This is a genomic window from Geobacillus sp. ZGt-1, assembly GCF_001026865.1.
Taxonomy (GTDB): Bacteria; Bacillota; Bacilli; order Bacillales; family Anoxybacillaceae; genus Geobacillus; species Geobacillus thermoleovorans.
In genome coordinates, this window is record NZ_LDPD01000012.1 from 29,181 (window position 1) to 38,722 (window position 9,542).

Sequence of the window (9,542 nt, forward strand, 5' to 3'; positions counted from 1 at the left end):
GGGACGCCGTTTATGTTTTACCGCGATGAAGTGAACCGGCAAAACCCGAACCGCCATCTCGGGATGATCTACTGCAGCAACCTTTGCACGGAAATCGCGCAAAACCAAAGCCCGACAGTGACGAAGCGGCAATATGTGAAAGACGGGACGATCATCATTGAGAAAATCCCAGGCGATTTTGTCGTCTGCAACTTATCGTCGATCAACTTGGCGCGGGCGGTGACCGATGGCGTTTTGGCGCGGCTGATCCCGATTCAAATGCGGATGCTCGATAATGTCATTGATTTAAACAATATCCCCGTGCTGCAAGCCGGCCTGACGAACGAAAAATACCGCGCTGTCGGGCTTGGAACCTTTGGCTGGCATCATTTGTTGGCGTTAAAAGGCATTCGCTGGGAGTCGGACGAAGCGGTCCGCTATGCCGACGAGCTGTATGAAACGATCGCGTATTTGGCGATTCAAGCGAGCATGGAGCTCGCCAAAGAGAAAGGGAGCTACCCGGCGTTTCCAGGATCGGATTGGCAGACAGGCGCTTATTTTGAGCGGCGCGGCTACGAAAGCCACGGTGAATTGGATTGGGATCGGCTGAAGCAAGACGTGGCCCGCTATGGGATGCGAAACGGCTATGTGATGGCGGTGGCGCCGAACGCCTCGACGTCGATCATCGCCGGCAGTACAGCGAGCATTGACCCGATTTTCTTAAAAGTGTACGCCGAGGAAAAGAAAGATTATAAGATTCCCGTTACGGTGCCGGATTTAAACGAACAGACGACATGGTATTACAAATCGGCGTACCATATCGACCAGCGCTGGAGCATCAAGCAAAACGCCGCCCGCCAGCGCCATATCGACCAAGCCATCTCCTTTAACTTCTACGTTGTGAACACGATTAAGGCAAAAGAGCTGCTCGATTTGCATTTGACGGCGTGGAAGTCGGGGCTGAAAACGACGTATTACGTGCGTTCGACATCGGGGACGATCGACGAGTGCGATTCTTGCGCGAGCTGACGGTCTTCCCCCGGACGTTGCCGATTCCGGGGAAAGATTCACGCCGAAGCTTAGCTGAAAGGGAGGAATGGATCATGACAATCAGCTTAGTCAAACGGCCGATTATGGATCCAGAGGCGCCGAACCGTTCGACGGGCATTATCAACGGCCGCTGCTCGAATGTGTTGAACTGGGACGATATCGCCTACCCATGGGCGTATGCGAAATATAAGCGAATGCTCGCCAATTTTTGGACGCCGTTTGAAATCAATATGGCCCAAGATGTGAAGCAGTTTCCGCAGCTGACCGCCCGCGAACAGGAGGCGTTTTTGAAAATCATCGGCCTGTTGGCGCTGCTTGACAGCATTCAAACCGATTACGCGGGACGTGTGGCGGATTACATTACCGATCCAAGCATCAATGCCTTGATGATCATGCTTGCCCAGCAGGAAGTCATTCACAACCATTCGTATTCGTACGTGCTCTCGAGCCTTGTGCCGAAAGCAAAGCAAGATGAAGTGTTCGACTTTTGGCGAAACGAACCGACGCTGCGCAAGCGGAACGATTTTGTGACGAACGGCTACAAGGCGTTTGCCGAAGAGCCGAATGTGGAGAACTTGCTGCGGTCGATCGTCTTTGACGTTATTTTAGAAGGATTGTTTTTCTACTCGGGGTTCGCCTTTTTCTACAACCTCGCGCGCCAGCAAAAAATGGTGGCGACGAGCACGATGATCAATTACATCAACCGTGACGAGCACATTCATGTTGATTTGTTTACAAAAATTTTCAAGGAAGTGTTGAACGAATACCCAGAGTATCGGACGCCGGAGCTTGCCGATTTCGTCCGGAACACGTTTATGAAAGCGGCAGAGCTGGAAATCGAATGGGCTCGGGAAATCATTGGGAATGACATCGATGGCATCGACTTGGCTGATTTGGAAGCGTACATTAAGTTTTACGCCAACGTCCGCGCCCACCAGCTCGGATTTGACCGCCCGTTTGACGGCTACCGGACGAACCCGCTCCGCTGGATTAAAGCGTATGAAGAAGTTGACCTTGGCAAATCAGACTTCTTCGAGCAAAAACCACGCCAGTATACGAAAGTACAAGTCGATAATGGGTTTGATGAGCTGTAAGGAAACCCGCGTTGGGGCATCGTCCAACGCGGGTTTTTGCCGGAAAACATGATTAACGGAGGGATTCTCGCTGCATTATACAATGGGGAAGAGAAAAGGAAAAGAGATGTTGCGGCTTGTTGTCGGACGGTAGGCTTGGGCGCCTTACCTTGGTATAATGAGAAAAAACGTCCTTGTGAACTACCCACCACCTACGCTTCGCTTAGAGATGGGGGCTTCGAGCGACTTGTGTGTGTTCGCCGAACGGTAAGCCACACACAAGAACCCTTTACGCTTCCCTTCGTTCCGAAGGTGTCCGTTCTAGCCATATTCTATCCTATTCGTTGGCTGACGCCAACCGACAGTGGGAGACTTCTTTCGGAAAGATGTTAAATTGAACATTTACGAAGAAGAGAGCGGTAAGTGCAGGAAAACGGTGCGTTGCGGCGGTGCTCCAAGGCTTGCCGTTTTTTTTGGGAAGAACGGCGGCGGGCGTTTTGGCGGGACAGATGGTGCCAAGCAGTCTTAAAGCGTGAGTGGACGATGAGGATATAAGAGGGCATTCGATGGTGTGTATCGTTCTGTGTCGCTGGCGCGCGAGCAGCCCACCTGATGAAAGGGTGAGCTGTTTCCGTTCAGAGCATACATTGTTCGTGGCGATGTTTCGCGTCTGTTCAAGGGGAATGGCGACATCAAGGCAAGCGGTCAAACAATATCCCCGAGTCGCTCTTTTCCGTGCTGACGGCTGACGAGTTCGTCGAGCTGGCGGATTTTTTTCCACGCTAAGTCGTCGCTGATCGTTCGATAATGGTGGCGGCCGCCGGGCTCCTCGTCGGCTTCGTCGGCCCATTTGACGATGGCTTGAAGCGGCGTTCGTTTCCATTCTCCTTCTGGAAGGTAGGAATCGGTATGAAGCAAAATCGCCAGGGCAATTTCCTTAGCGTTTTGCGGATGTTCGCCAAGGCGGATCAGCAGCTTATGGGCGCGCTCGGCCCCTTTGATGGCATGGATGTCGTTTTGCCGGTATTGTTCGTAGTCCCAACGGCCGTTTTTGTACCATGTGTAATGGCCGATATCATGAAGCAGTGCCGCTTTTGTCGCCAAGTCGACGTTCACTCCGTGGCGGAGGGCAAGGTGGTAGGCATGGTACGCCGCGGTGATGGCGTGGGCGAGGCCGGATCGTTTTAAATATTTTTGCGCAATCGGATGGGCAAAGACGTCGGTTAAGGTGACCGTTCTCATAGGCATCCCCTCCGTTTTTTGTATTTCTCACCATCATACCATGGCGTAAAGAGTCAGGCAATGAGAGAAAGTAGGTGGGAGCGGTTGCATGGGAAAAAATAAGCCGATCGTGCTAAAATAGCGCTCGGCTTATTGGATTTGTGCTTGGCAGGCAAGCCGTTTGGCTGGTTGATCCGTTTTTTCGCGCTCGCGCCGCGTTTTCGGAGCGAGAAGGAGGGCGCCAGCCAGAACAGTGACCATGCAACGGCCGCACGTTCCTTTTTTGCATTTGTGATCGAGCAGCACACCTTGTCCTAGGGCGGCGTCAAGAAGCGAAACGCCGGGGGCTGGCTGCACGGTGAACGTTTTCCCTTTTTGTTCGATTTGAATGACAGACGGCCGCACGGCGGACGGCCCATCGGGCTTAGGCGGCGCGGCAGAACTAGAGCGCTCCGATGGCCGGACGGCAGGCTTCAGTGAGCCGACTGTGAATGTTTTACCCATTTTTTTACACATCTCCTTTAAATTACATGGTTAGTTTGAAAATGAATCTCATTTACATCCGAATGAATGATTGGTATCATAATAGTAAAAGGAATTGCGAAAACGCCATCTTGGCTAGGGACAAGGGGGAGACACCATTGGGCATTCCGATGAACGGACTGCGCGATATGAAAGCGATTTTGGCCAACGAGCGAAAAGTCGGCGGCGCGGTGGAAGCGGCGCTTCTCCGCCTCCGTTCCGGCGAAGAATATCGAAACGTCTGCATCGTTCATATCGATCAACTAGGCGCCCAATACTATTCGGTCGGTTTTGTGACCGAACAAGGGGAACGGCTCATCGTCAACGTTCATGACATCAGCGTCATCTCTGCGCCTGAACATAAAAAAATTCGTGAGCTGAACAACGCCGCTTATAAACGGGAAGCCATCAACAACAAGCGGCGCTATTTAAAACGCCTCTTTGAGATTTATGAAGGCAGTTATACCGTTCATTTTTGGCGGGAAGCGAAAATGATTATCGATGACATCGGTGTTGAGGCGCTCAGCCCCGAATTGTCGCTGCTCGTCTCCAACGTTCAAGGACAAACGGCCCGCACCGCTTAATGGGAAAATCAAGAAACCGCCCGGCGATCTCCCCTATCGTCCGGGCGCGTCTTCGTTAAAGGGAATTTGCTGTAGCCTCGTTTTCATGGCGCGGATCGCTGGCCATATGCCGTTCTTGCTGTTTGATGGCAAGGGAAGCCCGCGTGTCGCTTCTCCGGATCAGGCGCTGCTCATGCTGACTCGTTCGGATCCTCGAGCGTGCAGATGGCGCTTGGACGTTTGATGCGCGGTACGACGGACTCATAGACGCGGAATAGGTAGTTCATATTTTCTGTGTCTAAAAACGCAGTTTGCATGTCGGCCGCGACAGCAAGATCGATGTTTTGTCGGCCGGCATCGATAACGACGCCGCGTTTGCCTTTAATGACTGGCGTTTGGTAAATGCCGGCGGTCATCAGCTCGCGGATGTGCTCAATTTCAAGCACGTGCGTTCCTTCATGGACGCGGTGGATCAACGCATACAACTCCGGTGACAGGACGAGTGCGTATGGACCGGTATGGCCGAGCTGAAGCAGCTTGTTGCGCGCTTCAACGACGTCGGCGAAGGCGTTGCCCGATTTCATCCAGTCGCTGCGAATGTGGGCGATTTTTCCTTTCACGTTCATAATGCCCGGTACATCAAATTCAGCCGAACCGTTGAAAATCAAATCGTCCTCGAGCAGCGCGCACTGCTGGGCGGCGTTGGCAGCGGCGGAAAAGTCGATCGGGCTGCCAAGCTGTTTTGCCTGCTCAATGTCGCGCCAGTACAAAATAAAGTCTTTATACAAAAGCGGGATCGTTAAATGCACGCGCCGCGTCGGCTCGGAAAGGCTCAGCTCTTTGCCGTGGAAGCTCATGTCCCCATGCTCCGGGTTCATATAAATATCGTTGGCGACCGACTGGACGCCTTCGCCAAGCGGACCGTACAAATCGATAAACCTACGTCCGACGAGCTGGCGGCGCGCCGTTTCAATGACCAGTTCCTCAAGCTCGCTCCATTGGCTTGCTGTGAGCGGGGCTTCTGGATACAGCTTCGTTTTATCCATGTTTCCTCTCCTTTCTTATCCGTGTTTTAAGCTGCCGACTGTCAGTTGCCGTCTCGTTCCGATCGATGGGCGGACAGGTGCTGGGTCGGAAGGAGGGACAGCGTACTGAGCCAGTTTCAAATGGTCTTTTTGATGCTCTTTTTCGTCCGTCGGCACTGAAGCGTCGAAAGACAATGGCGCATCGAGCGCACGGTTGAGCGTTTCGAGAGCGGCTTTCATCTGTTGGTAGTCCGCCGCGGTCATGTCGCGCAGCGCCGCAATCGCCGGTTCATGTTCCGTCCCTTTATAATGAAACAACGACAAATCGAGATGCTCCAAAAAGTTGTGCAAACCGAATTTTTCTAGGCTGATGTCTTGCAACAGGCGCAGAAAGTCGCCGTTTTCCCGCGATAAGAACGCTTCGTCCGCCAATGCCTCCTCCAACTTTGGAAGCAGGGCGGCCAAACGGTCAAATCGGTGCTCCTCTTCTTCGTAAATATGATGCCAATACAGCCGTTCATGATCATCAGCCGCCTGTTCAATTGTCGGCTCTAAAATCGCTTGAAACTGGCCGAGCGCCTCTTTCGACCGGCCGAGAATGGCGCTGACCTCTGCTAATGCGTCGTGTGCGTCGTGCAATGGACTCCCTCCCATGAAATGGTTGTTACCATTTTTTCCATATGTATATGATTGTAAACCTCTTTGCTCTCGTCCGCATTACAGATCAGCGAGCGAGATTAGGCGTGCGGAGTGTCAACGCTGTGCTTGGTACAATGTTTTCAGAAATTTTTCCATCTAACGTCCGATATACGGGTATTTCGCTTGGCTACCAAATCGGCGCCGCACTAGCGGGAGGAACGGCACCGCTCATCGCTACGGCATTGCTGGCGGCGTATGGGAACTCTTATGTGCCGGTGGCCTTATATATTGTATTAGTCTCGCTTATTTCGCTGGCCGCTGTCTGGTCTGTGCGCGACCGCAAACATGAAGAACTTGATGAGCAAGACGGAATCGCGTAACGCGGTTCCGTTTTTTCAGCGGACAGACCGCTCCACTTTTCTGCACGCGAAGGGTGCTCCGTTTCCTGTAGATTGCTTTTTCCGTCCGGCAAAAACGTCACCTTTCCGCCCAGTCCCGAATAAAACAGAATTAAGGAACATTGCCCACTTGATATGCGGCGCGATTCCGGCGATAATGGAAACGATGTGGAATGAATGCCGCCAAGCGGCATGGAATGAGCGAAGAAGGTGAGACAGAACGATGAAACGTGCGGAACATATTTATCAAAGACTCGTAGAGATTTGTGGGGAAAGAAACGTCCTGCGCGATGAGCCGATGAAAAACCATACATTAGTGCGGATCGGCGGCAAGGCTGATTTTCTGGTCTGGCCGGAAACGTACGAGCAAGTCATCGAGGTGTTGCGGCTGAAAGAGGAGTACGGCCTGCCGTTTACCCTTCTCGGCAACGGTTCGAACGTCATCATCCGCGACGGCGGGCTGCGCGGCATTGTCATGCAGCTGAAGCATCTCAACCGCATTTGGCGTGAAGGAAACAACGTGATCGCCCAAAGCGGAGCGGATATTAAAGCGGTGTCGCGGTTCGCGCTCGAACAACATCTCACCGGGTTGGAGTTTGCCTGCGGCATTCCGGGGTCGGTCGGTGGGGCGATTATGATGAACGCCGGAGCGTACGGCGGGGAAGTGAAAGATGTGCTTGACCATGTCAAGGTGGCGACGCTCGCCGGCGAGTTGAAAACATTGACAAACGAGGAACTGGAGCTCGGTTATCGAACAAGCATCATCAGCCGGACGCATGATATTGTGCTTGAAGTCGTCTTTTCCCTGCAGCCGGGCGACTATGCACAAATCAAGGCGAAAATGGATGATTTAACATTTCAGCGCGAATCGAAACAGCCGCTTGAGTATCCGTCGGTCGGCAGCGTGTTTAAGCGGCCGCCGGGCTATTTTGCCGGCAAGCTCATCCAAGACAGCGGCCTTCAGGGAAAAGGATTCGGCGGTGCGGAAGTGTCGACGAAGCACGCCGGATTCATCATTAACAAAAACAATGCGACGGCTGCCGATTACATCGCGACGATCGACATGGTGCGCAAAACCGTAAAGGAGAAGTTCGGAGTTGATTTAGAGCTGGAAGTGAAAATTATCGGTGAGGAATGATGACTGATCCGAATCCGGTTTGCGGGTTCGGATTTTTCTCATTTCGATGAGAGGAAATAACGAAGCAAACCGCCAATAGGTAAGAAAAGGGATTATGAATGGGGGAAGAGGATGAACCTTTATTTCATGATCAATCCAGCCGCCAAAAACGGCCGGTCCGTGTCGATTTGGAAGCAGCTGCAGCCGCTGCTCGATCGGGAAGGAATCGCCTACCAGGCATATTGGACGACCCGAAAGGGGGAAGGAAAGGAAATCGCCCGACGAATTGGCGAGGAAAGCGCTGAGCCGACGGTGATCGCGGCGGTCGGGGGCGACGGGACCGTGCATGAAGTGGTGAACGGAGCGGGTTCGTTTCCGCACGTTGCGATTGGCTGCATTCCGGCCGGAACGGGAAACGACTTTGTCCGCGGCTTCCGTCTTGCCCGAACATCGAAACAGGCGCTCCAACGGTTGTTGAGTGACGTTCGGCTAGGCAGGGTTTTGTCTTTCGATCTCGGCCGTTTTGCCAGCAGCGCCGTGCCCGACGGCGCGTTTGCCAACAGCGTCGGCTGCGGTTTTGACGCCCATATCGCCCGCATGGCCAACCGTTCGGCATGGAAAGGGTGGTTCAATCGTGTTGGGCTTGGCTCGCTTATTTACGTGCTTTATTTAGTGATAGAGCTATTCCGCTATCGACCCGTCGATCTTGACATTTGCATTGACGGGCGAAACTATTCATTTCAGCAAGCTTGGATGGCGACTGTGTCCAATCATCCGTACTACGGCGGAGGTATGCGCATCGCCCCGTCCGCCCGGGGTGATGACGGCTTGCTTCATGTGACGGTCGTCGGGCCGATGCCTCGTTGGAAAATTCTTGCGCTGTTTTTAACCGTATTTTGGGGTGGGCATGTGCGAATGAAAGAAGTTTCCGTGTTTGCCGGGCGGAACGTGCACATTCGCCCTGCCGCTCCTGTCCCCGTTCACGCTGATGGAGAGGAAGCGGGGGTGGGAGAGGTGTCGGCTTGGATTGAGGCTAAAAGGATGCGAGTCATTGGCGCGGAACTCGGTGAATGATGAGGGCGTATGTGAAAAGAGAAAGAGGGAGTGAGGAGACAAGTGGTGGGGAAGCGGATGGTCATGTTTGATGTCGTATTCTATGTGGTGTTTCCGATCGTGCTCTGGCATGCATTGCGCAGCCCGGTTGGGGAGTACGGGGCGATGTTGATTTGTACCGTTCCGGGAGCGGTTTATACCGTTTATCGCTATTGGCGTATTCGCAAAGTGCAATGGTTCGGCACGTTTTTGATTGTTAATCTGGCCGTTAGTACGCTGTTGAACATATTCGCTGGCTCTGCGTTGCAGATGTTATGGAATGACGTCTGGTACTCGATTGTTTTGTCTGTCTTTTTTTTGGTGACGGTCGTTGTCAAGCGCCCGTTGTTGCTTTATTTTTCTCTTGATTTTGTGGAAATGCAGGGGGCTCCGCGCTCGGTCATGAAAAGACGGTTTTTGGAACGTGATGTCTTTTCACTTTTTCAATGGATCACTGTTGGTTTTGCTTTGCGCGACGGGCTGTTGGCGGCGATTAAGGCGTACTTGATCGTTCGCTACGACGTCGAAGCGTTTGACCGTGCGATTGTCATTCGCGAAGTCATTGGTTGGGGGATCACGATTCTCTGTATGTTGGGGTTTGTCCGTATTTCGAAAATCATCTCGGAGCGGGAGAACCGCCATCATTCGACGTGAGCGTAAAGGAGAGAAGCGGTCGAAAGCAAAACGGACAACTGAAGAAACAGGGAAAAGGGAGCGGCGTTGCACATGGCCAAACGCCAAGAGGGTGTCCCAAAAGGATCAGGACACCCCCTTTCGTCTCTCTATATACGGCATTGACCGCTTCTTCCGCACTATATTTCGTGTCTATCTTGAAGTCAGGCAGCCTTTTGGGTCAGCCCCTT

General features: G+C 52.9%; 9 protein-coding genes and 2 pseudogenes. 7 read left to right on the forward strand and 4 right to left on the reverse strand.

Features of this window, described 5'->3' with window-relative positions; genetic code table 11:
- A pseudogene (locus VU18_RS03835) lies at positions 1-1,008 on the forward strand (ribonucleoside-diphosphate reductase subunit alpha); the annotation flags it as partial.
- Positions 1,009-1,082: 74 nt separating this feature from the next.
- Positions 1,083-2,123 carry a ribonucleotide-diphosphate reductase subunit beta gene (locus VU18_RS03840; RefSeq protein ID WP_047757707.1) on the forward strand — a complete coding sequence of 347 codons (1,041 nt, stop codon included), beginning with the start codon at positions 1,083-1,085 and terminating at the stop codon, positions 2,121-2,123.
- Positions 2,124-2,807: 684 nt separating this feature from the next.
- Here the strand turns inward: VU18_RS03840 and VU18_RS03845 are convergent.
- Both VU18_RS03845 and VU18_RS03850 read right to left on the reverse strand, forming a co-directional pair.
- Positions 2,808-3,344 carry an HD domain-containing protein gene (locus tag VU18_RS03845; protein WP_013146000.1) on the reverse strand — a complete coding sequence of 179 codons (537 nt, stop codon included), beginning with the start codon at positions 3,342-3,344 and terminating at the stop codon, positions 2,808-2,810.
- A 129-nt stretch (positions 3,345-3,473) separates the two neighbouring features.
- Positions 3,474-3,827 carry a 2Fe-2S iron-sulfur cluster-binding protein gene (locus VU18_RS03850; protein ID WP_047757675.1) on the reverse strand — a complete coding sequence of 118 codons (354 nt, stop codon included), beginning with the start codon at positions 3,825-3,827 and terminating at the stop codon, positions 3,474-3,476.
- A 137-nt stretch (positions 3,828-3,964) separates the two neighbouring features.
- On the opposite strand from VU18_RS03850, the gene VU18_RS03855 reads away from it, so the two are divergent.
- Entirely contained in the window at positions 3,965-4,429 is a 465-nt protein-coding gene (locus VU18_RS03855; RefSeq protein WP_011230416.1) for a hypothetical protein, read from the forward strand.
- A gap of 170 nt (positions 4,430-4,599) precedes the next feature.
- Here the strand turns inward: VU18_RS03855 and VU18_RS03860 are convergent, their stop codons facing one another.
- Both VU18_RS03860 and VU18_RS03865 read right to left on the reverse strand, forming a co-directional pair.
- Positions 4,600-5,454, reverse strand: a complete 855-nt coding sequence (locus VU18_RS03860; RefSeq protein WP_047757676.1) for a family 1 encapsulin nanocompartment shell protein — start codon at positions 5,452-5,454, stop codon at positions 4,600-4,602.
- A gap of 15 nt (positions 5,455-5,469) precedes the next feature.
- Complete coding sequence (locus VU18_RS03865; RefSeq protein WP_232722141.1) at positions 5,470-6,072, reverse strand: IMEF encapsulin system ferritin-like cargo protein; 603 nt, start codon at positions 6,070-6,072, stop codon at positions 5,470-5,472.
- A 113-nt stretch (positions 6,073-6,185) separates the two neighbouring features.
- Between VU18_RS03865 and VU18_RS03870 the strand changes: the two are divergent.
- From VU18_RS03870 to VU18_RS03885, 4 genes and pseudogenes are all read left to right on the forward strand, one after another.
- Positions 6,186-6,452, forward strand: a pseudogene (locus VU18_RS03870) (MFS transporter); the annotation flags it as partial.
- 241 nt (positions 6,453-6,693) lie between these two features.
- Positions 6,694-7,608: a UDP-N-acetylmuramate dehydrogenase gene (gene murB, locus VU18_RS03875; protein WP_015374224.1), complete on the forward strand. Its 915-nt coding sequence runs from the start codon at positions 6,694-6,696 to the stop codon at positions 7,606-7,608.
- Between the two features lie 111 nt (positions 7,609-7,719).
- A complete protein-coding gene (locus VU18_RS03880) occupies positions 7,720-8,661 on the forward strand; it encodes a diacylglycerol kinase family protein (RefSeq protein ID WP_047757678.1) in 942 nt (313 codons plus the stop codon).
- Between the two features lie 45 nt (positions 8,662-8,706).
- Positions 8,707-9,333, forward strand: coding sequence for a VC0807 family protein (locus VU18_RS03885; protein WP_033008011.1), 627 nt, complete (start codon positions 8,707-8,709; stop codon positions 9,331-9,333).
- The last annotated feature ends 209 nt before the right edge of the window (positions 9,334-9,542 follow it).

Excerpts from the sequence above, each read along its gene's own strand:
- VU18_RS03840 (WP_047757707.1), top strand. The coding sequence starts at position 1,083 with ATGACAATCAGCTTAGTCAAACGGCCGATTATGGATCCAGAGGCGCCG.
- VU18_RS03845 (WP_013146000.1), bottom strand. The coding sequence starts at position 3,344 with ATGAGAACGGTCACCTTAACCGACGTCTTTGCCCATCCGATTGCGCAA.
- VU18_RS03850 (WP_047757675.1), bottom strand. The coding sequence starts at position 3,827 with ATGGGTAAAACATTCACAGTCGGCTCACTGAAGCCTGCCGTCCGGCCA.
- VU18_RS03860 (WP_047757676.1), bottom strand. The coding sequence starts at position 5,454 with ATGGATAAAACGAAGCTGTATCCAGAAGCCCCGCTCACAGCAAGCCAA.
- murB (WP_015374224.1), top strand. The coding sequence starts at position 6,694 with ATGAAACGTGCGGAACATATTTATCAAAGACTCGTAGAGATTTGTGGG.
- VU18_RS03880 (WP_047757678.1), top strand. The coding sequence starts at position 7,720 with ATGAACCTTTATTTCATGATCAATCCAGCCGCCAAAAACGGCCGGTCC.